We start from the raw sequence: 25,033 nt of genomic DNA, 5'->3' as shown, positions 1-25,033 counted from the left end.
GGTCTTAAAGGATTGCTATTTTTTTTAAACTAGCCAAAAAGTTGTATTTATTGCGCTCAACGCTATACTTGCGTGCAATTGAATAGTGAAAGAGTAAAGTATGTGAGTCAACATCAAGACTTGGAGTGTTGGAAAGAAATTGGTGTTCTAGCTCGATTTCGACAACTACATATGGGTGATGTTGTTTCTGTGAGGTTTTACACTTCAACTGGAGAAGTGAAGGCGTTGTGTGTTCAATTGGTCATTGGCTACCACAGTCAATGCGCGGCTCATGCTTGGAGCAGTGAACTTGCGAATACGATAAATGTTCATGTGCCACTTGTGAGAGTGAATCAAATAAATACACAAGGGCGAGGGAAACTGCCAGTAATGGCCCATACAGACAGTGGCATCATAGCGTGCAAGGTCGAGTTTAAGTGTAAAGTACAGCCAAAAAAGCCAGCTCATTCAATACCTGCCTACGACTATATTTTTCCAAAAGAGCAGCAAACATATCAACAAGGTACCCGTGTTTGGCATGAGAAATCTCAGCGTTGTTATCGTTGTAAGCCATGGCCTTTTACGGAGTATTGCCGTAATGGCGCGGCGCAATTTGAACCCAATGAAGGCGCATTGTGGCAAGTTGCGTGGGAAGCCATCTAGATAAAAATAGACACACTAAAATCAGCACTGGCTAGATGAATTGACTATGATAGACTGAGTAAAATATCAATAAGTTAGGAACAATCTGTGGCCGACATCAACTCTGCTTTAACAGCGAAAAAAATCCCCCATAGTATGACACATCATGGACACCAGCGTATCGATAATTACTATTGGATGCGAGATGACCAGCGAAAGAATGACGAGATCTTGAATCACTTGCATGTGGAAAATGAACACGTGGCAGCGGCATTGGCACCGCATAAAAGTTTGCAAACGTCATTATTCGAGGAGATGAAAGCACGCATCGTCAAAGATGATAGTTCCGTCCCTGTCAAAGATGGTACTTATTGGTATGTCAGTGATGTGAGTGGGGATAATGAATATGCATGTCACTATCGGGCGAAAGATGAGCACCTTAACGAAAAAACATTGTTACTCGATGTCAATGAATTAGCGCGAGAGCATGAATATTATGATGTTGGCGATTTGGCTGTTAGCCCAAATGATCAGTTACTTGCATACAGTGAAGACTTAGATGGTCGCCGTATTTATACTTTTAGATTTAAAGATATCGCATCGGGGGAGTATTTACATGATGTGTTAGCCAACACCGAAGGTGAATTGGTCTGGGGCAATGACAATAAAACGGTTTTTTATGTCAGGAAAGACGAACAAACATTACTCGGTACTCAAGTATATAGGCATATATTAGGCACACCACAAAGTGACGATGTGTTGGTTTATGAAGAACATGATCATCAGTTTTATATGGGACTTGGCAAAAGCCGTGATGAAAGCCAAATCTATATTTATTTGTCAGCAACTGAAACAAGTGATTTGCTGGTGTTAGATGCAACTCGTCCAGAAGGGAAATTTGAGCGCTTAATACCGAGGACTATGGGCCATGAATATGGCTTGGATAAGCTGGGCGACACGTATTATATATTATCCAATAATAATGCGATTAATTTCCGTTTATTAACGGCTTCGCAGCAGAACATAGCGCAAGTGCAGCAATGGCAAGAGGTGGTAGCACATAGAGCAGATGTGTTGCTTGAAGGCTTAGAGTTGTTTGACAGCCACTTTGTTGTGACGGAAAGAGAGATGGGGCAAATACGCTTTGTTGTTCATGATTATCAAGGGGGGAGCTATCAGCTTACTTTCAATGATGCGTGTTATTATGCAGGAGTTGGTCAAAACCCAGAACCAGGCGCAACAACCGTCCGCATTTATTATTCAAGCCTAACGACCCCAAGTTCGGTGTATGATTGTGATTTGGTCAGTGGCAATAAAGTGCTGCGTAAACAACAAGAAGTACTTGGTGAATTTAACAGCGATGACTATGGTTGTGAACGTGTTTTTGTGACGTCTCGAGATGGAGTAAATATACCGGTTTCTTTGGTATATAAAAAAGCGAGCTTTAAAAAAGATGGCACAAACCCTCTGCTGCAATATGGCTACGGGGCGTATGGAATTACCATTGACCCTACTTTTTCTAGTACCACATTGAGTTTGTTGAATCGTGGCTTTGTATACGCAATTGCACATATTCGTGGTTCAGAAATGCTAGGACGCACCTGGTATGAAAATGGTAAAAAAGCGTTTAAAGAAAATAGTTTTAATGATTTTGTGGATGTAACGCGTTCACTCACACAGCAAGGTTATGGTGATTCAAATAAAGTGTTTGCATCAGGTGGCAGTGCTGGTGGCTTATTGATGGGAGCGGTAGCGAACCAAGCGCCAGAGTTATATCTAGGCATTGGGTGTCACGTGCCATTTTTGGACGTACTTACCACCATGTTAGATGAGACCATACCGCTTACAACCAACGAATATGATGAATGGGGCAACCCCAATAACGCGCCCGATTACCACAGTATTTTAGCATATTCTCCGTATGATAATATCGAAGCAAAAGACTATCCAAATATACTTGTGACGACCGGACTACATGATTCTCAAGTTCAATATTGGGAACCGATGAAGTGGGTTGCTAAATTACGAGAGTACAAAACAGATAATAATTTGCTTTTGTTTAAAACAGATATGGATGCGGGTCATGGTGGTGCGTCAGGTCGTTTTAAGAGTCTTCATGAAAAGGCCCTTGAAATGGCATTTTTCATAAGCTTACTTGACTAGCATTACCAAGATGCATGAAAAGAATATAGCCTGCTCAGCTATGCTCTTTCGCTGAATGTTTATTTGTCAGGTACATGGCTGTTGGCAGGTATATATTGATGGCCTAATAATGTATACCAGAGTGCAAAAGGTTTTAATTGTAAAAGGATACACTAGGTGATTTGAGCTGTGTCTTTCTTCGAGGCTACGGCTGATCTATAAATAGGTTAGCCGTAGCATCACAGTGCTTTATTCGCTTTAGTTCAAATAAGCTTTGAGCATCCAGACTAGCTTTTCTTGTTCTTTAATGTAATCACTCATCAGAGCCGCGGTACCTTCATCTTCGGCTTCTCCCGCTTCTGCCAGTATGATGCGTTGCATGCCAATCAAAGTTGTGAAACCAGTCAAGAGATTTTCTAACGCCTGTGTACCATCACTGATCCCTTTTGCTTCACGTATTTGGCTTTGCTCAAGGTAGTCAGAAAAGACATGCAAAGGCTGGCCTTCTATGGTTAAAATTCGCTCAGCAATTTCGTCAACCTTCTCTAATAAAAGGTTGTAAATTTCTTCAAATTTTAAATGCAATTCAAAGAAGTTACGGCCCTTGATGTTCCAATGAAAACCGCGCGCGTTCATATATTGAATTTGGTAGCTGCTTAATAGAGTGTTTAATGACGCAACGAGTGCTTGGCTTTTTTGATTGTCTAAACCGATTGAATTTGTGTTTTTCATAGTAGGCTCCTTATTTCGATGAGTTCAGTATGGATGAATGTCTGGCAAATGCCCAACGAGTTAAATCAATAAGAGTAATCTGTAAAATCAATTGATTTTCACTTTTTATTTGTTTTTGTTGATTTAACTCTAATGCTCATTGATATAGGTGGTATAAGGCAAGTGTCGTTATCACGTGTTGGAATAGAGCTTGCCAAATTGCTATAAAATGACTGCTAACGTGTCAATACTTGATCTCGTTCAAATTCTAGCAAGGCATTAAATGAAGGCGATGCAATATTTGATTTAGGTCAAAAATCACACATTACCTAAGCGCATAATAACAATGAACTTCAGCACTGCGTGCTGAAAACAGTGAAGATGGAATTTAGGAGTATTATTATGCAAGGTAAAACACCATCTCAACATAAGAGTGAGATAGTCGTTGTGATTATGGCGTTGTTGGTATTTGTGGTTGGTTTAGTTGGGCATTTAGCGGGAGCCAGTATCGCAAACTCAGATTCGTTTGGTTACATCGCGGCACCGGTACCCTTGATTGTTGGTGTACTGGCATTTATTGCTTATAAGGTTGCTGAGAAAGGCGATCATTGATGATCGTCGGTCAGCAAGGAATTGATATATTGCGTAACTTGTCGAGAGTAGATCATACTGGTATGGCTAACGTGAAATATTTTATGTTCAGCCATGCCTGGTAATTGTGTTTCCTCAAGCAATACAGTGCCATCTGAACGACTGCCTTTTTGTAAGATCGGCATAAAACCTAAAGGCAGGTCGCCAGCGATACTATAGAGTTTTGCAGAAAAGGGCCAATCTTGATTATCTGTGAGTAAGAACTCAATGCTATTTTTAAGTAGCATGTTAAGCCCTTTATTGTGCATATGTTTGGCGATTGCACTGCCTTTGTGTGGGGTGCCAAGCGTGATGACCTTTTTCACCGATTGACTGGCAATAGAGTGTTGTTCTAAATAAGCGCGCGCGACGAGCCCGCCCATTGAGTGGCACACAAGCGCGGTGTCTTGATGACCAATAAAATCATCAAGCGTGGTAAAAATCGCTGTTTTGTCAGGGTCTAGGGTATTGTAGCTAAAGTTTAATATATCAAAGCCGCGTTTCTTAAGTTTGGCGCACAGTGGGCGCATCACAAAGCCTGACATATACAAACCATGTAATACTACGATGCGCCGAATTGTCATATGTGCCTCTTATTTCAATTGTTGCGGTACAATATGTACACTGGTTTGCTCATCGCTGAGCCAAATTTCCCCATCTTGAATGGTGATGGTAAGCGTCATCGCACGACTGACCATATTGGCTAACTGTGCGGTTGCTTCATAGGGCAAACTGATCACGGATAAGTTATGATAACTGGCCAGTTTTTGCTGATTCTTTTGCCACCATATTGGTTGGTTATTTTCACCATAGGTATACAACACAACACTTTTTGCACGGTTACAGGCTTTTTTCAAGCGCTTCTCTTCTGGCAAACCCAGTTCAACCCATAGCTCTATCTCATCACTATAGTTTTTTAGCCATACTTCAGGCTCGTCGTCTGCACATAACCCTTTGGTGAACTCTAGTCTTTCTTGAAATTGTAATACGTAGGCTAAAATTCGGATCATCAAACGTTGCTCAGTTTCCGACGGATGTTGTGCGAGCGTGAGCGATAAGTCTTGATATACATGCCTATCCATGTCGCTAATAGATAGGTGAGTTTTAATTATAGTTGATTTGAGCGCCATGGTTTTTTTGATTAATAAATAGCAGAGGGGGGCAGTATACAAGAGATAGAGTTGAGAGTACTCAGCTTATCTTTTAATTAGGATATTTTTTCGCTGAAAAGTTCGCTAAGCATTTTTAGAAAATACAAACAACACGTTGGCGCCTGAGCTGACAAAATCAAGAGCATGAAGTTTGAATAAACAAATGGAGTCGTGCAAGAAACCTCCCCTTATAAAAATAAACCTATGAATGTATCTTGGACTCGTGTAGAAGCGAAATATGTAAGTTGTGGGCAGTAGGAATGTGCCGAATGTGAGTGGAAGCTGGTGATTATCGCAATCAGCCAACTACCTTTAAAGCTAGTTTGAAGTGTTTTTATATACTACAGCAACGAGCGCTGATAGTTATGATGCGTTAGCTTCATCTGAACGACTCAATTTCGCTTCACAAATCATCATGGTCAGTAAAGCACCACAACATACTGCCCACGCAATATAAATCAGACCTTCGAAATTATCATAGATTAGCGTCCAAGATTTTATATCAAAAAGGATATACGCCATATCTTCCAACAAGGCCAAAAGATTAATCATCGCCATATAAAGGAAAATCCAATGAAAAACACCATCGAAGTGAGTGAGCTCAATATCCCTTGAGTTTGAGAGTAATCGAGATAATTGTACTCTAAATATCAATACTATCGCGGTAGTGATGGTGAAAAAGATTTGAGTACCATAAATGAGAAAGCTTTGTAATAACGGATTTTCTTCTGGGGTCACATAATTCACTAGACCACTTTCATAAACAACAACAGATAGACTGGTTAGAGCAAAAATAAACCCTGAAATATGCGTCATATTTACATTTTTTGTAAAAATACCAGTTGCTATAAATATACTTAGCACGATTAAGTATAGAGGGATTACAAAATAAACTTCCCACAATTGGATATAAAAAAATGCGATTGAGGCTATGCTCAACAAAATCAAATTTGAAAGTTTCATTATCAATCCTTGAAGGTCATCGGCGAAATGATAGGGGTAAAGCTATTAGGGTTAGCAGCAGTTGCCCTTGGTCTTTTATAAGGAGTGTTACCGCCACTTACCAAAGCACATATATCTGAATTTAAATCATAAGTATGGGAAGCTTGAGAAAAACCTACAGTAACAGAGTGTGCTTGTGCATTTCTTTTTGCTAGTTCCACTGGTTTTCTATCAGCTTTTATAAATAAACTCATAGCACTAATTACTTTGTTTAGGTTTGTTTTTTTCATGGCTCTTCATCCTGTAAGCTTGGTTTTTCTTTACTATTGGTTAGATTGTGGATCTGTTTTATTTCATTTAATAATGCTCCAACATCTATCTTACAATATAAAAACCACAAAAAAAGCTGTTTTGAACGAATATCACTCACACCAAATTCGTAATTAATAATGGTTTTTCTGTCACACCTTAATTTTTTTGCCATCGCGTCTTGAGATATTCCCGCATTGACTCTCATGGCCCGTAAATCATCTCCATTTATCACATCCTTATCCTTTTTATTAATGGGTATAAAAGGGGTGGTTTTCCACATTGCTAGATGAGCATAATATTTACAAATGAGCTGTGTGTAAACATTTTATTTACATGGGGTGTGGGTTATGATGCTCTATGTTTAGGTTGTCTAAAATTAACACTCTCTCATATTGTCGTTACAGTAAATCAATAGTCACGCTAGTAATGTGTGTAATACATGTTCGATAGTTCAAAACAGTTGTTTCTCTTAATTAGGCATATGTTGTTAAATTGATACTGCTCACGATGGGGGTTTATTCAACTTATGGTTTGTCGACGCTAACTGAATAGCATTAACTACTTGTGCAGCCAATGAATCAACAACTTTCATACAGACTGAATTACCAAATTGTTTATATATCTGGCCTTGAGAAACAGCGTCTACAATATACTCTTCTGGAAAACCTTGTAATCTGGCGCATTCTCTAGGGGTTAGCTTTCTGGGCCGTTTATTTAGCTCTGATTGGTCAATTAAAATTTCAGACCCATCTTTGTAGTAACGGGCACTTATTGTATTCGTATATTCACTTTCAGCATTAAAGAGAGAATAGCCGAAACCATTTCCTTTAGTTTTATGTTCTTCTTTCCTACGCTGGTGTCCTGCCCAGAGCTTTTCAGATATTGTAAACTTATCATTACTTGAGGCTATTTCGCTTAAGTCTTCTAAAATGTCACCTACCCTAGTTGGTGTTTTAGGTGGTGTAGGCCAATTAAATAGCTCATCAAAATCACAATTTTCAAAGTGGCTTTTATCAAACCCTACGATGAATACGCGCTCCCTATTCTGCGGCGCACCAAAGTCGCCGGCTCTAAGTACCTTAAAATCAACCCAATAATTTAGCTTCTCTGATAACGCGTGTCTTGTTTCATCACTTAGAGGGACATCACTCGGTATCTGTGAAGCAAAGTTGCCCCTTAAAATATCTAAAATAGTATTCAAAGTACGGCCTTTATCGTGCCCCTGAAGCTGTTTTACATTTTCAAGAACAAAAGCTTTAGGCTTCTTCTCTGTAAGTATTCTTTGAATTTCAAAAAACATGGTTCCACGGGTGTCGCTAAAACCTTGTTTTAGACCGGCTTGAGAGAAAGCTTGGCACGGAAAGCCACCTAAAAGTATGTCATGATTTGGAATATCAGAGGCTGCAATCAGGGTAATATCACCATTAGGCATTTCACCAAAATTGGTTAGGTATGTTTTTTGCGCAAATTTATCCCACTCAGAGGTAAAAACACAGTGACCTCTGAGCTTTTGAAACGGCAATCTTATCCCACCAATCCCAGCGAATAAGTCTATGAATGAAAACTCAGATTCAGATAAATGTTTCTGTTTAAATGGTGCATTATCTAAATGAGATTTTAACTCTGATTCTAAGTTATATATATCAGTTAGCTTTTTGGCAGTAGGTTTGTGCTCGCCTGTTTCCCACCCTCTAACTGTGCGCTCACCCGTAGAAGCCATACCAAGTAAGTTCGCAAACTCAGTACGCCCTAAACCTAAGTTTTCTCGTATACTTTTGATTTGACTTGCTATATCGTTATTTATTAAAACAGTACTCATGATGCTATTAAACTTGTCCGGTTTTAGTCCCGGTGGAATATAGCACTGTATAAATGATCAGGCAAGGGAAACAATGTTAAAAGATCTTGCAGCTCTTAAAGCGAGCGCCATAAACCAAGTGAATGAAATTGTAAATAAAGAGGTTGCTTTTTCTGCTGCAGAAAGGAATATCATCTTTAACGAATTCAAAGATAAGTTTAAAAATAAATATAATTCAATAATATTGATTTCGGATACAATTAAAGTAATTAACTCATCATCGCAAACTGCCTACTTGCCTTTTAGTTGGTTTGTCAGATTAAAGCCTTGTATTCCTTTTATTGAAGCTCTGTTGGATTACTTTGAGCTCATAAGTAAAATAAAGATAGAAACAGTTCTAAATGATGAAATACTTCGAAAGCTACCTGCAAAAAACTATGAATCGCTACTGTCACATATAGATAAACAGAATCTTGATGATTTTCTATCTAACAACTTAACTGAAGTGGATAAAAGTAAGTTTTATAATTTTCTTCGCGGTGATGGTTGGTTGGACACTACAATGAAAAAAGGAGTTCAAGTACTTGAGGGAAGAAAATTAAATAGGGGGAGTTCAGGGGTTATCTCCTCTTGCGTGACCAAACTTAGCTTGTTAGTTCAAGATACTTCAGGAAAACTCGAACAGTTTATCGAACTTTTAGCGGATAACAGAAATATAAGGGTATTGATTGAAAGCATTAGTTTTATAGATGAAGTTCAAGTAAGTACTTGTACTAGTTCAAAAAATAACACTGATGGTATTATTTTTGCACGAAATAAAATCTATTATGGAGCTCCAGGTACAGGTAAGAGTCACAGAATTGAGGAAATAACAAAGCCCCATTGTCGTTATACGACAGTATTTCACCCCGATACTCAATATGGTGATTTTGTGGGAGCTTTGAAACCAGTAATGATAAATGCTGAAGAAAAAAAGCAGATTTCATATGAGTTTAGGCCTGGACCATTTACAAAGGCATTGATAGATGCCATAAATAAACCGGATAGACATGTTTACCTCGTAATAGAAGAGCTTAATAGAGCACCCGCAGCAGCTGTTTTTGGTGAGGTATTTCAGCTACTAGATCGAAATATGCAGGGTGAAAGTCAGTATAAGATAGAAGTTTCTGATCCTGATATGTTGTTCTACATTAAAGAAAACTTAAAAGAACCAGCTAAATTTAATAGGCTTTACTTACCTTCCAACCTGTCAATTCTTGCTACTATGAATAGCAGTGACCAATCAGTCATGCCAATGGACACCGCCTTTAAGAGGCGTTGGTTATTTGAATACTTACCAATAGACTTTACACGAGCATGTAATAGTAATTTTCAACTCACGTTTGCTGATGGTACAAAGTTTGAAGTGCCTTGGAAAGTATTTGCTGAAGTTGTTAATGATACTTTGTCTTCTTTGCAAGTACCTGAAGATCGTCTATTAGGCCATCGCTTTGTTTCCGATGAAGAGCTGACTACTATTGAAGAAGCTAATAATACTCTAAAAGGTAAAATATTAGTCTACCTCTGGGATGATGTACTTCGTCATGGAAAGCGTGATGTGATTTTTAATACATCAGAAGTAGGTACTTTCGGTCAGTTGTCACATCAATTTGGAGAAGGTAAGGCTATTTTCTCTGACATTTTTGAGGCTAAGTTATTAGAGGCATTAAACGAAGCGCAAAAAGTCCAAAAAGTTGTCGCAGATGAACAACCAGAATAGATGTAATTAAAAATGCGTAAATTACATCTATTTGAAGATAGGCAAAGCATTGTTAAAACAATGCCCAATAAGCTAGTTCAAAACTTGAATAAGCAGGGGTTACTTTACGGTAGTGAACAAAAAGTTATGTTTTGCGGCTTAATTAACTTTGACGATCAAATCGCTGTATTTCTTCCCCGAAATAGTAACTATGTAAAAGTCGATGAGTCAAGCACAAAGAAAGTATGTGCAACTTTACTGAAAGCACTTAGACGTTATTTAGATGGTAAAGACAATGCTATAAGTGCTGATGAATTAGTTGATGAAGGCATTCATGGGCAAGAGTACCTGGGTTTAATATTTTCCTTATTTGAAGACTACTTCAACAATGGTCTTTTTACACGTCGAATATCTCAAAGGAAGGTAAACTCTGGGAAAGTAGATTGGAACCGTACTATTAAGCAATCTATACCGTATATGTCTGGTGAGAGTTCTGTTTATTTAGAGTTAGCTGGCTCTATCAAACGAGTATATTCCAACTGTGAAACTGCGAAAATTCATGCAGAGGTTTTACGTAATTTGGATCAAAAAGTAGGCTGGTTAATTAACGATGATGATGGAGTTGTAACTAAACAGCTCATCGATGTTCCTGTTTCATCAATGAATAATGATGCGAAGCTTTATCACCTAAACAATGAGTTAACAAGAGCATACTCTGATCGTGATATCTATCTTATTAAACAGTTAATTAGTTACCTTAAATTAGAAAGTATATCTCAGAAAAGTGACTTTTCTATTGGTGTAAAAAGATTTGAGGGCATGTGGGAGCATATGCTGTTAAAAGCGCTTAAAAACGTATTTCCTGTAAACAAGAAGCTAGCTAAGCCTGTATATCAAATAAATGGAGAGTTGAAGTTAGCGAGTAGGAAAGGGCAACGAACCGATATAGTCCTTAGAGACCCCGAAACAAAAGATTTTACAGTCATTGATGCTAAATATTACTCCGCTAAAAGTTTAGAAACTGTACCAGGTTGGCCAGATTTAGTTAAGCAGTTCTTTTACGCAAAAGCAGTGAAGTCAATATACCCTGAGAACAATGTCTCTAATATGTTTATTTTTCCAGGTATGGGTGGGCCAATTGACTCAGCCCATATGGCCGAACCGAATCGAGCAACCATTCAAAAAGAAAACTTGCTTAATGAATATCCTGCAATCACCTGCCACTACTTAGATCCAATTAATCTAATTACTATATTTGTAGAAAGCAAAATCGTTGAGTTAATGAGTGTGTTGAATAAACGATAACAAAATATAGTGATTTGGAACACACAAAATTAAAGCAATTGTGCGCTTATCTAGGTAAAATGGTGAGCTAATCACTATTTCACACAGGAGAATACTATATGGCAATCCAGTGGTTCCCAGGACACATGAACAAAGCGCGCAATGAGATCAAAGAAATTATGCCGCAAATGGATGTCATTATTGAGGTGCTTGACGCGCGTATTCCCTATAGTAGTGAAAACCCAATGGTGTCTGCACTACGTGAAGGTAAACCTGTGGTGAAAATACTCAATAAGGCGGACTTGGCAGATCCGGTGATGACTGAGCAGTGGATGCAATATCTAGAGCAAGAAAGTGGTGTGAAAGCTGTGGCATTTGGTCACGATAAAGCGGCAGAAGTGTATAAAATAAATGAGTTATGTAAAAAGTTAGCGCCGCATAAAGTGGGTATTGATAAACAGCTTAAAGCCATGATCATGGGGATCCCAAATGTGGGTAAATCCACATTAATAAATACGCTAGCAGGGCGAATTGTTGCTAAAACGGGCAATGAGCCAGCGGTGACTAAAGCGCAGCAACGTATTAAACTTGACGATGGTATTATGCTGTATGACACACCAGGCATGCTTTGGCCAAAAGTAGAGAATGAAAACTCAGGATACCGATTGGCGGCAACAGGTGCTATTAGAGATACTGCAATAGACTATGAAGAAGTTGCGAGCTATACCGCAGAGTATTTGTTATTGGCGTACCCTAGATTACTTCAGTCACGCTATAAAATAGATGAGTTGCCTGAACAAGATTGGGAGTTCATTGAAATGGCGGGTAAAAAGCGTGGTTGTATACGCGGTGGTAATCAGGTCGATACCCATAAGATGTCAGAAATCTTAATTAATGAATTACGTGATGCGGTGATTGGTCGTATAACCATGGAAACGCCAGAAATGCGTGAGCGTGAAGAAGTGGTTGTGGCCCAAGTGAGAGCGCAAGCCGAGGCGAAAAAAGCGGCAAAAGAAGAGGAAAAGAAACAGCGACGGGCACGAGCCAGAAAAAATAGGCGTTAATACGTAACCTCAGCTCTGGATAAGCGAATTTGCCCAATAAAGCTATTTTCCTCACTATCGGCGTTGCTTTTATGCAGTAATAGCCCGCTATTACTGCATAAAAGCGCCTTGATATTGAACAAAATATCATCATTGGATTGTACGTAAGTTTGTTTTCAAAACATTTTCTACTCCAAAACCCTTATCCAAACCTGAGGTTATGTAGGTTGTTGAAAGTCGAGTTTTAAACAGACATAAAAAAAGCCCTGAAAGGGCTTTTTTTGTTTTTCATATCTACCGTCAAGATATGAGCAATGTAGCAAGTAAAATAGTAGAGTGACTGAAGCGCGTTACTTTCAAGGGGCGTTGTAGGTAACGCATTTCAGTCGTGGCTGTTAACGTAAGCCATACGTGTTTCGTGGTCGAGAAACAAATTGAATACTGCAACAAGTTTGGGCTATGTCGACCCTTCTTGTTGAGATTGATTATCAGTTAGATTAAGCTTGCTGTCAATGATTAAATGCAAATAATTATCATTTAATCAAATGGAGAGAGTGACGTAAATTTCAGACATAAAAAAAGCCCTGCAAGGGCTTTTCCGTTTCATATCTACCGTCACAGATATGAGCAATGTAGCAAGTAAAATAGTGGATTGGTAAGGTGAACATAACAAGGGGCGTTGTCTGGTTCACCTGACCGAGCAATTAACGTGTGCAGCACGTGTTTCGGGTCAGAAACAAGTAACAAGACTAAGTATGCATCACTCTTGTTGAGATTGATTATCAGTTAGATTAAGCTTGCTGTCAATAATTAAATGCAAATAATTATCATTTAATCAAATGGAGAGAGTGACGTAAATTTCAGACATAAAAAAAGCCCTGCAAGGGCTTTTCCGTTTCATATCTACCGTCATAGATATGAGCAATGTAGCAAGTAAAATAGTGAGTTGGTTATCAGTAAACTTAATAAGGGGCGTTATCTAGTTTACCATTAACCAGAGCAATTTACGTGTGCACCACGTGTTTCAGGGTCGTGAAACAGTCTAGAGTAAATAACAAAGCAAACCGTCAAACTTGCCTTGTTGAGATTGATTATCAATTAGATATCTAACCCTGTCAACACATAAATACAAATAATTATCATTTATTTAATGTACGTCTATCGGTAAACTATAGACATAAAAAAAGCCCGATTAGGGCTTTTCTAGCGTTCATATCTACCGTCACAGATATGAGCAATGTAGCAAGTAAAATAGTGAGTAAGTTAATATATGAGTTAATAAGGGGCGTTATTAAATCTATATCAACCTGTGCTGTTAACGTGCGCAGCACGTGTTTCTGGGTCGAGAAACAATCAGAGTAAAATTACAAAGCAAACCGTCAAACTTACCTTGTTGAGATTGATTATCAATTAGATCTTAACCTCTGTCAACTCCTATTTGAAAATAATTCTCATTAACTTGATGGCTGAGGCCTTTAGCCACGTATTGATGTCGTTAACATCGTTTTTCCACCATTGAAACAAATAGTCCGCCCATCTTGATTAAGGTTAGGTAAACTGGAGATCGTTTTGGTTAATAAAATCATTAATTGAACTTAAATAACCTCAGCTCTGGATAAGCGAATTTGCCCAATAAAGCTATTTTTCTCACTCTCGGCGTTGCTTGCATTTGTAATAGCCCGCTATTACTGCATAAAAGCGCCTTGATATTGAACAAAATATCATCATTGGATTGTACGTAAGTTTGTTTACAAAACATTTTCTGTTCCAAAACCCTTATCCAAACCTGAGGTTAAATATTTACTAATTTATATGTGCTTAAGGAGAAATAAATGAAATGGTTTATGGTTTTAGTCAGTGTTTTTATGTGTACACAAACAGTTGCGGTTGATAAGTGGCGTGGGTTATTAGAAATTCAACCTCACGTGTTTTTAACCATCGGGTTTAATGTTGATCCAGTACAAAATAAAATGACGTTAGATAGCCCTAATCAAGGGAAGTTCGGTAAAAGTCCTACAGAGTATACTGTGTCGGACAGTGTAATATCCTTCAAAGATACCGATCTCCAAGCTGAATTTAAAGGTCGTATTGAAGGTAATACATTGGTCGGCTCTTTTATACAAGGCCAGACAATGCCACTGACATTACACAAATTATCAGAGCAAGATCTTAAGCAGCTCAAATATGAAGGGGCATATCAAGGTGAGCTTGATATCAACGGAAAACCGCTTCCTGTTATAGTACAAGTTGCTGTAACAAAAGAAGGTTTTTATAGTTCCTTAGATAGCCCAGCTCAGCAAAGCTTTGGCATTCCGCTGAATAAATTCACGATTGATAACCAGAAAATGACATTTAGCTCAAAAATGATAGGGGCCCAATTTAGTGGAAAGCTTGGTAAAGAAGGCTATCAAGGGAAGTTTGTACAAGGGTTTGAAATGCCACTAACTTTGAAAAAAAAACGTCTTTAGCCTATGGAAGTAAACCAGCCATTACACTGAATAATTTAGATGAGCAGCTCGCGATTGTGTTTGATGATTCAGCCGCCGCAGTGGTGATCTTGGAGCAAGATAAGCGAGCGTTCTTTTTCCATGGCGATAAGGTGAGTTCGGATAGTTTATTTGAGATTGGTTCACTGACAAAACCCTTATTTGCATTATTGGCAAGTCGCTTAGTCGTTGATAAAGTTTGGTCTTTAGAGATGCCCATTGCAGATCTACTAGGACAGGGGTTTGAACACCACAGCTATACGTTATTGCAATTGTTAACACACCGCTCTGGTTTACCGAGATTGCCGAAAAACTTGATGCCATCGAACATCAATGATCCTTACGTGGATTTTGATTCAACAGATATTAAACAGGCACTGACGTTGCCTATCGGCAAAAAAGGAGACTTTGAATATTCTAATTTTGGGTATGGATTGTTAGGCTGGTTAATGGCAAAAGCATGGGATAAAACACAGCAAGAAATGGTTGATAATTATCTTTTTAATACATTGAAGATGCCACACGCAACTTTGGCTTTAAGTCAGTTGAAAAAACAGCAATTATCAGGTCGTGGTTATGATGGGAAACCCGTAGCAAACTGGTATTTTGATAGCTTAGTTGGTGCCGGAGGTGCATTAGCATCTCCTGAAGATATGGCGAATTGGATAAGCGCGTATTGGCAGGTTGAGCCGAGTGATTCTGAATTGTTCCCTATGCTGAAAAATAGCTTAACGCATTTAAATAACACCATGGTGTATGGCTTTAATAAAGGACTAAATAGCAGTTACTTTCATGGCGGAAAAACGGCAGGATTTACATCAATGGTGGTGTTTGATCCAAGTAAACAGCAAGGTGTTATCGTGATGATTGCAGGCCCGCAGGATGCGGGGGCCCTAGCGATGAGATTATTTAAGCAGCTACAAGAAAAAGGTCAATAAGGCAATGATGACGCTACATTATCAGTATTTTTTTTCCCAGCGATATGCATTTATTGCTTGTCATATTATGAGCTGGTTGTTTACCTATTTAATGATGACGTTCATTGTCATGCAAAACCCTTATGCTAGTTGGATAGAAACAGTCTACGGGGCCATTTTTATTTTTTCAGGCGCATTAGTCACCTACCTAATACGTTGCCTGTATAAGAAGCATATTCAGCATAGGAGTAACCTTTTTCAGTTTATGTTTTTATGTGTGGGGTCGTGTTTGACGACCTTGTTCGCAACGACTATTTTATTGCTCGGAGTTTTCTTTATAGCGCATATCGGGATATCGCGTCCTATTCCTGCATCGCAATTTGGGTTTGTTATTGAAACTGTCGGGCTCAGCAACGGTATAAATATGCTTGGGTTGGCGATGTTATGGTCGCTTGGATATTTAGCATTGAGTAAAATAAAATCTCTTAGCGAAGCGCATTCGTTATTGACGGTGAGCCAGTTACAAGCGTTAAATAGCCAACTGAATCCGCACTTTTTATTTAATGCTATTAATGATATTCGCGCGTTGATTTTAGCGCAACCTACCCAAGCAAGAGAGAGTCTCGCTGAACTTGCCGACATGTTGCGATACTCTCTGCAAACAAATCAAGATGACAAAGTAGCGCTAGGTGAGGAACTTGAAAATGCACAACATTACTTAAATTTGTGTAAGATTGGTTTAGCTGAGCGGTTGCAGACTGACATTGATGTGGCAGCAGAGGCTGTCACCTTAAAAGTGCCAAAGATGGTTCTTCAGTTATGCTTAGAAAATGCCATTAAACATGGGATTGCTAAAAACCGAGCCGGCGGATTGGTTTCATTAAAGGTACGATGCGATGAAAAACTATTCATTGAGGTGATGAATCCCTTGATTGAAAATGCGAAACCATCTGGTGGCTTAGGACTGGCAACCAAAAATATAGAGAAGCGTTTAGCCTTGCTCTATAAAGGAGAGGGTTCCATCAAACGGGTTGTACGTGAACAGCGTGTTGTGACCTGTATCGAGTTACCAAAGGAAGCAATATGAATAAAGTGGTGATTGTTGACGACAGCCATTTAGCCCGACTTGAACTCAGAGCACAGCTTGATGAACTCGGTGGGTTAGATGTGGTGGGGGAAGCACCGGATATCATTGAAGCAAAAGCAGTTATAGAACAACTGCAGCCGGATTTACTCTTACTTGACATCAATATGCCCAGTGGCAGTGGCTTTGAACTGCTTGCGCAATTGAGTTATGTACCCTACGTTATTTTTGTTACGGCGCATCACGATTTTGCGGTAAAGTCTTTTGAAGTGAATGCCCTAGATTACTTGTTAAAGCCTGTAACACAAGCTCGGCTAGCTATTGCCATTGAAAAATATAAAAAATTACAAACACCACTTGAAGTTGATAGCCGCTTTTTTATCAAAGACGGACAACGTTGTTTTTTTATTTCACTGGATGAAGTGCAAGCATTTGAGGCTATGAGTAATTATACGCGTTTGCACACAGAAAATGGGGCTGTCAGCGTGTATCGAACCTTGAGTAATATCGCTGAACGATTACCAACGGAGCCTTTTTTCAGGGCTAATCGGAGCTGGCTATTTAATGTGGGTAAAATTACGACAATTACTCAGGAATTGGGTGGCATACTTGAAGTAACACTGCAAAATAACTTACATGTTACTCTATCTCGTATGCAAACAACGGCATTTAAGCAGCGGTATAAAATCTAAATTGTGTACTTTTTCATTTTGTTAGCATAAGTTTGTGCTATCTATAATAAGAAAGCTCATACCACTAATACAGACAAGTTCTCGAGTTTATCATTGAGTGACGTTTAGGTTTTGCCGTTGTGGCTTGTTTATAACGAATGATGTCATCGTGATAGGGACTCGATGCACCGAATGAAATTACTGTATTAGTCATTATCCGTGAGGTGGTAAGGGGCAATATCAAAGATATCAATGGGTGATATTATGCTGAGCTCTGTTGGCCTTATATTGGCTTTAATCGCACTGATCGTGCTGACGTTGAGAGGCGTTAATTTATTTATTTCAGCACCTCTGTGTGCTTTGGTCGTCGCTTTTTCAAGTGATATTGCACTCTTCCCAAATGCAGAAGAAGTGGATTTTGTCAGTGGTTACATGCGTGGTTTTTCTGGGTTTGTACAAGCTTGGTTTCTGATGTTTTTATTGGGCTCCTTGTTTGGTAAGTTTATGGAAAATACGGGAGCCGCAGATGCAATAGCGGGGAGCATTGTTAGCAAGCTGGGAATGAAGTACGCCGTTTTGGCTGTTGTATTGTCTTGTGCCGTGCTTACTTATGGCGGTGTCAGCGTTTTTATCGTGGCGTTTTCAGTTTACCCAATGGCATTGAGCCTATTTAAAGATGCAAATTTACCCCGGCGATTTATTCCTGCCACACTGGCGTTTGGTTCTGTGACTTTTACCATGACCTCAGCGGGCTCGCCTGAAATTCAAAATTGGATCCCAATTAAATATTTAAATACCTCGCCGTATGCGGCATGGCAAGAAAGTTTAATGGTTGCTGTGTTTATGGCGGTATTAGGTTATCTATTGTTGACGTGGATGATAAGAAGAGCACAAGCCAATGGTGAAGTATTTGAGGTGCGCGCAGATGATGAGCAGTGTGAAGCGAGAACACTGCCGCATCCTATCACGGGGCTGCTTCCGTTATTGGTGGTACTAGGGCTGTCTTTTTCATTACATGACACGTTACAGCAAAGTGCGTTAATGGTAGCGTTGTTAGGGGGGGTTATGAGTCTCTACATCATTAATTTTAAGTTCTTTCTTAATATATCAGATGCTATTAATTCAGCGACTACAGGGGCGTTAGTTGCAATAGGCAATACTGCTGCAGTGGTTGGTTTTGGTGCCATCGCAAAAGAAACATCCGCGTTTCAAGAAGCGGTTGCGCTCATGACCCAAATTCCAGGTAATGAACTCTTAGGGGCTGCAATTGCCGTGAGTGTCATTGCCGGTTTAACGGGGTCGGCATCAGGCGGACAAGCGATTGCGCTGCCACTCGTTGCGCCTCATTACCTGGATTTAGGCGTTAATAATAGTGAGTTACATCGGGTGGTTGCCATTAGTTCTGGGGCAATCGATACTTTACCGCATAATGGTTATGTTGTGACAACCGTTCGTGCTATTTGTAAGGAAACGCATCAAGCGGCCTATGGGCCTTTGGCAATACTCACTGTGGTGGTTCCACTGCTTGGACTCGGGGTCATTTTAGGGTTGTTTATTTGGTTTTAATTTCAGTGGCGTAGTAGTTTAGCCGGCGCTTGATTGAGGTTTTATCTATAGAATTTGGCGTGGTCAGGCAAATAAAAATAGCAAGCTAAGTATGATCCAATAAGGTGCGGATCATTAATAATTTAAGTTAATTTACTGATGAATTTGCATTTTTGAATTACATATTCTAGCGAAAAGCAACTTTTTACCAAATTGATTGCATTTTAAGCGATATCAAGGATGATGTTCGCTAGAAGAGGTGATATACTCCCGCCGAATAATTTTTCTACTTTAAATAGAGCAAAATAATGGCAGATTTATCGAAATACAGAAACATTGGTATTTTCGCGCACGTTGATGCGGGTAAAACTACTACCACTGAGCGTATCCTAAAGCTAACTGGTCAAATTCACAAAACTGGTGAAGTTCACGATGGCGAATCAACAACTGACTTCATGGAACAGGAAGCTGAGCGTGGTATTACTATCCAGTCAGCTGCAGTAAGCTGTTTCTGGAAAGATCACCGTTTTAACGTTATCGATACTCCTGGACACGTTGACTTCACTGTTGAAGTTTACCGTTCATTGAAAGTACTTGACGGTGGTATCGGTGTATTCTGTGGTTCTGGTGGTGTTGAGCCACAATCAGAAACAAACTGGCGTTACGCGAACGAGTCAGAAGTTGCTCGTTGTATCTTCGTAAACAAGTTAGACCGTATGGGTGCTGACTTCTACCGCGTAGTAGACCAAGTAACTAACGTACTTGCAGCTAATCCTCTTGTTATGACGTTACCAATCGGTATCGAAGACGAGTTCGTAGGTGTTGTAGACGTTCTTACTAAGAAAGCATACGTTTGGGATGACACTGGTCTTCCTGAAAACTATGAAGTATTAGACGTGCCTGCTGACATGGTAGATAAAGTTGAAGAATACCATGAGATGCTAATCGAAACTGCTGTAGAGCAAGACGATGAGCTATTAGAAGCGTACATGGAAGGTGAAGTACCTTCTATTGAACAAATCAAAGCGTGTATCCGTAAAGGTACCCGTGAGCTAGCGTTCTTCCCAACTTACTGTGGTTCAGCGTTCAAAAACAAAGGTGTTCAACTAGTACTTGACGCTGTTGTTGATTACCTACCTTCTCCAACAGAAGTAGATCCGCAACCTCTTACAGATAAAGAAACAGGTGAGCCGACTGGTGAAGTTGCAACTGTATCAGTTGACGAGCCACTACGTGCACTTGCGTTTAAGATCATGGATGACCGTTTCGGTGCCTTGACCTTTATCCGTATTTACTCTGGTGTGCTTAACAAGGGTGACACTGTACTTAACTCTGCAACAGGTAAAACTGAGCGTGTTGGCCGTATGGTTGAGATGCAAGCAGATGACCGTAATGAATTAACATCAGCGCAAGCGGGTGACATCATTGCTGTTGTAGGTATGAAGAACGTTCAAACGGGTCACACTTTATGTGCACCTAAGCATGAATGTACACTTGAGCCGATGATCTTCCCTGAGCCAGTAATCTCAATTGCGGTACAGCCTAAAGATAAAGGCGGTAACGAGAAAATGGGTGTGGCAATCGGTAAAATGGTTGCAGAAGATCCGTCTTTCCAAGTTGAAACTGACGAAGATTCAGGTGAAACTATCCTTAAAGGTATGGGTGAATTACACCTAGACATTAAGGTAGATATCCTTAAACGTACTTACGGTGTAGACCTTATCGTTGGTCAGCCTCAGGTTGCATACCGTGAAACTATCACTCAAGAAATTGAAGATAGCTACACGCACAAGAAGCAATCAGGTGGTTCTGGTCAGTTCGGTAAGATCGATTACCGTATCAAGCCAGGCGAGCAGAATTCAGGTTTCACGTTCTCTTCATCTGTTGTTGGTGGTAACGTACCTAAAGAATTCTGGCCTGCAGTTGAGAAAGGCTTCAAGTCGATGATGGAAGAAGGTGTTCTAGCTGGCTTCCCAGTACTAGACGTTGAAGTTGAGCTATTCGACGGTGGATTCCACGCAGTTGACTCATCAGCAATCGCTTTCGAAATCGCAGCTAAAGGCGCTTTCCGTCAGTCTATCCCTAAAGCGGGTGCACAACTTCTTGAGCCTATCATGAAAGTTGACGTATTCACGCCAGAAGACAACGTAGGTGACGTAATTGGTGACCTTAACCGTCGTCGTGGTATGATCAAAGACCAAGAAGCAGGTCTGACTGGTGTTCGTATCAAGGGTGATGTTCCACTTTCTGAGATGTTTGGTTACATTGGTCACTTACGTACTATTACGTCTGGCCGTGGTCAATTCTCAATGGAATTCTCACACTATGCAGCATGTCCGCAGAATGTAGCTGAGACAGTAATTGCAGCAGAGAAAGAGAAAAAAGCAGCTAAATAATTAGTTCTTTTTCATTAAGTACGAAAAACCGCTTGTTTTAACAAGCGGTTTTTTTTTATCTTGAATAAATCGCAATAAAAGCACTCGAGTTTCTTGATTTAGGAACAGTATCCTCTTATCATTGCATTCTTAATAAAATGCTTGGTTTTATTTTGGGTACTTAAAAAGAATGGAGGCTTTTATGAAAACAATCGACTTAACTGTGAATTGGATATTTTACGGTGTGTTATTCTTATTATGTTTTGTGATCTATGGTGCATCACAAACCTTTCCGGCGCTTGCCAATATTTTGATAATTACTTCATATTTGTTCCTCTCAGGAGTTATTTTATCATTATATTTAGCAGTGGTTAACCGCCGTTACGTACATGTAGATAAAGCGGGCCTAAGTTATTCACTGGGTTTAAAAACGCAATATATTCCCTGTGACACCATCGAAAATATACGTGTTACTCGTATAATGTTTATTAAAATTCTTGAAATTTCACTGCCAAATAATAGAAAAACACAGTTTTATAGTTGGTCTATATCGGCTGACGAATTAGAAAGAACGAGAAGTATACTCAATAGTAAGTAACCTCAGTTCTGGATAAGCGAATTTGCCCAATAAAGCTATTTTTCTCACTCTCGGCGTTGCTTTCATTGGTAATAGCCCGCTATTACTGCATAAAAGCGCCCATATGGCGCTTTTTTGTTACTTACTGACCAATTATTTCTGTTGTAGCCATTGTGCGGCTTGTTTTGCAAAGTAGGTTAGTATGCCATCGGCACCTGCGCGCTTAAATGCCAATAGCGACTCCATAATCGTCGGTTGCTCTGCTAGCCAGCCATTATCAATTGCTGCGCGATGCATTGCATATTCACCACTCACTTGATAAGCGAAGGTTGGCACTCCAAACTCTGTTTTTACGCGTTTTACAATATCTAAGTATGGCATACCCGGTTTGACCATGACCATGTCAGCACCCTCTTGTAAGTCAAGAGCGACCTCTCTAATTGCTTCATCAGAATTGGCAGGGTCCATTTGATAGGTTTTTTTATCTGCCCCTTTAAGGTTACCAGCAGAGCCCACCGCATCACGGAAAGGCCCGTAGTAGCTTGATGCGTATTTGGCCGAGTACGCCATAATGCGGGTGTGTACATGTCCCTGTTGCTCTAAACCATCGCGTATTGCTGCGATTCGACCATCCATCATGTCTGAAGGCGCAACGATATCAGCGCCTGCTTCAGCATGCGATAAAGCTTGCTGCACTAGTATCTCTGTAGTGACATCGTTTACAACATAGCCACTGTCATCAATGATCCCATCTTGACCGTGAGTGGTAAATGGGTCTAGGGCAACATCCGTGATCACGCCAAGCTCAGGAAAAGCCTCTTTGAGTGCACGGGTTGTGCGTTGTGCCAACCCTTCAGTATTATATGCTTCTTCTGCATGTAACGACTTCTTTTCGGTTGGAGTGACTGGGAAAATAGCGACAGCAGGAATGCCTAAGGTCACCAGTTCTTTGGCTTCTTCTAGCAGTAAATCGATTGATAAACGTTCGATACCAGGCATAGATTCAATGGCTTCACGACGATTTTCTCCTTCTAGTACGAAGACAGGATAAATTAGGTCGTTGACGGATAATTGGTTTTCACTCATTAAACGGCGTGAAAAATCATCTCGACGCATACGGCGCATACGAGTGTATGGAAAAAGGTCTAATCCTGATTGAGCCACAATGGCCTCCTAAGTGTTTTCATAAACAACAACACGGTTGCGACCTTGCTGTTTTGCTTGATAGAGTGCTTTATCAGCAAAGTCAGTAAACAATGTTGGGTTTTTACTATCAGTGGCAATAGCACTGCGTATGCCTGCACTGATTGTCATAGTAACGGTATTCTCTCCCACATTGAGTTGGGACTTTTCCAAATCTGAGCGTATAAGATCAGCGAGCTCAACAGCTCCTTGAGAATCGGTGTTAGGTAATAGCAATACAAACTCTTCGCCGCCATAGCGAAATACTTCGTCATGAGGGCGTTTTAAATGCAGCTGAATTTGCTCCGCAACGGCGCAGATTGCTTGGTCGCCAACTAAGTGCCCATAAGTATCATTGATCTTTTTGAAGTGATCAATATCTAACATCACGACGCTGAGCATGGTTTGCTCACGCCGAGATCGCCTGACTTCCATCATGATACGTTTATCAAAATAGCGTCGATTCTTGACCTTGGTCAGCGCATCTTCCATATTGAGTTTCTCTAGTGCGCGGTTTTTCTCTTCTAATTCACGCAGGGTGACTTGTAGCTCGAACGTGCGTTCATCGATACTCGATTCTAAATCTTCTTGCGCTTGTTCTTGTAGCTGGATACGCTCTTTTAGTAAGGCATCGGCGGCCTGACTTTGTGCAATTTTTGATTGTTGAACTTTGATTTTGTTATCTCGCTCATCAACATACTTCCGTGTGAGGGTGTAGCTCAAAATAATACTGATAACGAGGTAGCATAAATAAGTAACAGGGCGGTCTAATAGTGCCCCGGAGAGTAAACCCAGCTCAAAGCTAAATTGGTATGCAAGTGCCAGTGTTAATGCGCTAAATATACTGACATGCGCATATCGCTGTGGTGTATTTTGGCGCCATTTAATTATTGCGAGTACTAAATAGCCGATTGTGAGTATTAGGCTCAAAGCGTAAGCGATAAGCAGTGCTGTATCTATCGGTATTGTGATGAGTAGCAATGCAACGGCTAACGATGTTGGCCATAACCATTTAAGGGGTTTTTGATAGGAGGCTAATTGTTTTTGTGTCAAGAGTGTTTTGGCGATGAATGGCATAAATAATAAGCAACTGTACAACACTAATAAAGGTTGCGCATATTGTTGTAGCCATTGCCAATTACCATAAATATATCGGTAACTAAAGCCATAAAGATGAACGTTTAATAGCCAGATGGTAATAATAATAAAGCTACCAGATAAAAAGTATTTTTTCCGGGTAAAGGTATACAAAGTAAAGTTACTCAATGCCATAGCGATGATCACTCCTGCCAAAATGCCATATAGCAGATTAAACTTACTTTTGTATTTTAGGTATTCAATAGGGTGCCATAAACTTAAAGGTAAGTTTAATGCACCATGATGTTGAATTTGCAGGTAAATTACCCCAGTACTACGCGCAGGAAGGTCAAAGGGTACTAATTGTGCTTCATGTTTAATAGGGCGCTGCACTAAGGGAAGAGCGTCTCCTAAATCAAGCGTGAGTAACGACCTATTATGCAATTGAATATAAGCGGTAATTTTATCCAATAAATTATTATCGATGCTGAGCAGAAGGGGGATCTCAATGGCATTTATATTATTCAACTCAACCTTTAGCCAGACATGACCACTTACAGGTCCTAAGTTCAGTGCGCCACTTGTATTTGTGAACCACTTAGGCGAAGACGCGATTAACCCATCCACATGATGACTATTGTTCACAGTGTAACTGAATGGCAAATCAGACCGCATCTTAAAGTTATTTCCTAACTCTATACCATAAGGTGATGTGCAAAAGAGCAATAGGGATAGAAGGCAGAATCG

22 protein-coding genes are annotated in these 25,033 nt (G+C 39.9%); 13 read left to right on the top strand and 9 right to left on the bottom strand.

Translation table 11 applies throughout. The features are described from left to right. The first annotated feature begins 102 nt into the window (after positions 1–102). Both PAUR_RS17880 and PAUR_RS17875 read left to right on the top strand, forming a co-directional pair. On the top strand, positions 103–642 hold the full coding sequence (locus tag PAUR_RS17880; protein WP_192509089.1) for a hypothetical protein: 540 nt from the start codon (positions 103–105) through the stop codon (positions 640–642). A gap of 87 nt (positions 643–729) precedes the next feature. Beyond that, on the top strand, positions 730–2,784 hold the full coding sequence (locus PAUR_RS17875) for a S9 family peptidase (RefSeq protein WP_318782630.1): 2,055 nt from the start codon (positions 730–732) through the stop codon (positions 2,782–2,784). A gap of 237 nt (positions 2,785–3,021) precedes the next feature. Here PAUR_RS17875 and PAUR_RS17870 read toward each other — a convergent pair whose 3' ends face one another. Next, positions 3,022–3,495, bottom strand: coding sequence for a Dps family protein (locus PAUR_RS17870; RefSeq protein WP_192509088.1), 474 nt, complete (start codon positions 3,493–3,495; stop codon positions 3,022–3,024). Between the two features lie 381 nt (positions 3,496–3,876). Here PAUR_RS17870 and PAUR_RS17865 point away from each other — a divergent pair, with 381 nt between their 5' ends. Next, positions 3,877–4,086 carry a hypothetical protein gene (locus PAUR_RS17865; RefSeq protein ID WP_192509087.1) on the top strand — a complete coding sequence of 70 codons (210 nt, stop codon included), beginning with the start codon at positions 3,877–3,879 and terminating at the stop codon, positions 4,084–4,086. Here the strand turns inward: PAUR_RS17865 and PAUR_RS17860 are convergent. The 6 genes from PAUR_RS17860 to dcm form a co-directional block, all read right to left on the bottom strand. Then, entirely contained in the window at positions 4,080–4,688 is a 609-nt protein-coding gene (locus PAUR_RS17860; protein ID WP_192509086.1) for an alpha/beta fold hydrolase, read from the bottom strand. The genes PAUR_RS17865 and PAUR_RS17860 overlap by 7 nt on opposite strands. A gap of 9 nt (positions 4,689–4,697) precedes the next feature. Further along, complete coding sequence (locus tag PAUR_RS17855; RefSeq protein ID WP_192509085.1) at positions 4,698–5,234, bottom strand: YaeQ family protein; 537 nt, start codon at positions 5,232–5,234, stop codon at positions 4,698–4,700. 384 nt (positions 5,235–5,618) lie between these two features. Next, positions 5,619–6,218 (bottom strand): hypothetical protein, encoded by a 600-nt coding sequence (locus PAUR_RS17850; RefSeq protein ID WP_192509084.1) that lies wholly within the window; start codon positions 6,216–6,218, stop codon positions 5,619–5,621. A gap of 2 nt (positions 6,219–6,220) precedes the next feature. Further along, positions 6,221–6,487, bottom strand: a complete 267-nt coding sequence (locus PAUR_RS17845; RefSeq protein WP_192509083.1) for a hypothetical protein — start codon at positions 6,485–6,487, stop codon at positions 6,221–6,223. Beyond that, positions 6,484–6,741 carry a helix-turn-helix domain-containing protein gene (locus PAUR_RS17840; protein ID WP_192509082.1) on the bottom strand — a complete coding sequence of 86 codons (258 nt, stop codon included), beginning with the start codon at positions 6,739–6,741 and terminating at the stop codon, positions 6,484–6,486. Before PAUR_RS17840 ends, PAUR_RS17845 begins: the two co-directional genes overlap by 4 nt. Positions 6,742–7,011: 270 nt before the next feature. Then, positions 7,012–8,328 carry a DNA (cytosine-5-)-methyltransferase gene (gene dcm, locus PAUR_RS17835; RefSeq protein ID WP_192509081.1) on the bottom strand — a complete coding sequence of 439 codons (1,317 nt, stop codon included), beginning with the start codon at positions 8,326–8,328 and terminating at the stop codon, positions 7,012–7,014. Positions 8,329–8,401: 73 nt separating this feature from the next. On the opposite strand from dcm, the gene PAUR_RS17830 reads away from it, so the two are divergent. From PAUR_RS17830 to PAUR_RS17785, 10 genes are all read left to right on the top strand, one after another. Then, positions 8,402–10,066, top strand: coding sequence for an McrB family protein (locus PAUR_RS17830; protein ID WP_192509080.1), 1,665 nt, complete (start codon positions 8,402–8,404; stop codon positions 10,064–10,066). Between the two features lie 12 nt (positions 10,067–10,078). Next, positions 10,079–11,350: an LlaJI family restriction endonuclease gene (locus tag PAUR_RS17825; protein WP_192509079.1), complete on the top strand. Its 1,272-nt coding sequence runs from the start codon at positions 10,079–10,081 to the stop codon at positions 11,348–11,350. 98 nt (positions 11,351–11,448) lie between these two features. Then, the gene (ylqF, locus tag PAUR_RS17820) at positions 11,449–12,393 is read left to right on the top strand and encodes a ribosome biogenesis GTPase YlqF (protein WP_192509078.1); all 945 of its coding nucleotides are present in this window, start codon (positions 11,449–11,451) and stop codon (positions 12,391–12,393) included. A 1,811-nt stretch (positions 12,394–14,204) separates the two neighbouring features. Continuing rightward, positions 14,205–14,840, top strand: a complete 636-nt coding sequence (locus PAUR_RS17815; RefSeq protein ID WP_192509077.1) for a hypothetical protein — start codon at positions 14,205–14,207, stop codon at positions 14,838–14,840. Positions 14,841–14,896: 56 nt separating this feature from the next. Next, complete coding sequence (locus tag PAUR_RS17810; RefSeq protein WP_192509076.1) at positions 14,897–15,796, top strand: serine hydrolase domain-containing protein; 900 nt, start codon at positions 14,897–14,899, stop codon at positions 15,794–15,796. A gap of 4 nt (positions 15,797–15,800) precedes the next feature. Further along, positions 15,801–16,862, top strand: a complete 1,062-nt coding sequence (locus PAUR_RS17805) for a sensor histidine kinase (RefSeq protein WP_192509075.1) — start codon at positions 15,801–15,803, stop codon at positions 16,860–16,862. Then, positions 16,859–17,551: a LytR/AlgR family response regulator transcription factor gene (locus PAUR_RS17800; RefSeq protein ID WP_192509074.1), complete on the top strand. Its 693-nt coding sequence runs from the start codon at positions 16,859–16,861 to the stop codon at positions 17,549–17,551. Before PAUR_RS17805 ends, PAUR_RS17800 begins: the two co-directional genes overlap by 4 nt. Positions 17,552–17,794: 243 nt before the next feature. Then, positions 17,795–19,096, top strand: coding sequence for a GntP family permease (locus PAUR_RS17795; protein WP_192509214.1), 1,302 nt, complete (start codon positions 17,795–17,797; stop codon positions 19,094–19,096). Between the two features lie 287 nt (positions 19,097–19,383). Beyond that, positions 19,384–21,471: an elongation factor G gene (gene fusA, locus PAUR_RS17790; protein WP_192509073.1), complete on the top strand. Its 2,088-nt coding sequence runs from the start codon at positions 19,384–19,386 to the stop codon at positions 21,469–21,471. Positions 21,472–21,652: 181 nt separating this feature from the next. Beyond that, positions 21,653–22,048: a hypothetical protein gene (locus tag PAUR_RS17785; protein WP_192509072.1), complete on the top strand. Its 396-nt coding sequence runs from the start codon at positions 21,653–21,655 to the stop codon at positions 22,046–22,048. A 132-nt stretch (positions 22,049–22,180) separates the two neighbouring features. Here PAUR_RS17785 and hemB read toward each other — a convergent pair whose 3' ends face one another. Together hemB and PAUR_RS17775 are read right to left on the bottom strand one after the other, a co-directional pair. Further along, positions 22,181–23,191 (bottom strand): porphobilinogen synthase, encoded by a 1,011-nt coding sequence (gene hemB, locus PAUR_RS17780; protein WP_192509071.1) that lies wholly within the window; start codon positions 23,189–23,191, stop codon positions 22,181–22,183. A gap of 9 nt (positions 23,192–23,200) precedes the next feature. Continuing rightward, positions 23,201–24,961 (bottom strand): sensor domain-containing diguanylate cyclase, encoded by a 1,761-nt coding sequence (locus PAUR_RS17775; RefSeq protein WP_225738484.1) that lies wholly within the window; start codon positions 24,959–24,961, stop codon positions 23,201–23,203. Positions 24,962–25,033 lie beyond the last annotated feature (72 nt).

This window comes from Pseudoalteromonas aurantia 208 (assembly GCF_014858725.1).
GTDB lineage: Bacteria > Pseudomonadota > Gammaproteobacteria > Enterobacterales > Alteromonadaceae > Pseudoalteromonas > Pseudoalteromonas aurantia.
This window is presented reverse-complemented; position numbering and strand designations above follow the sequence as displayed.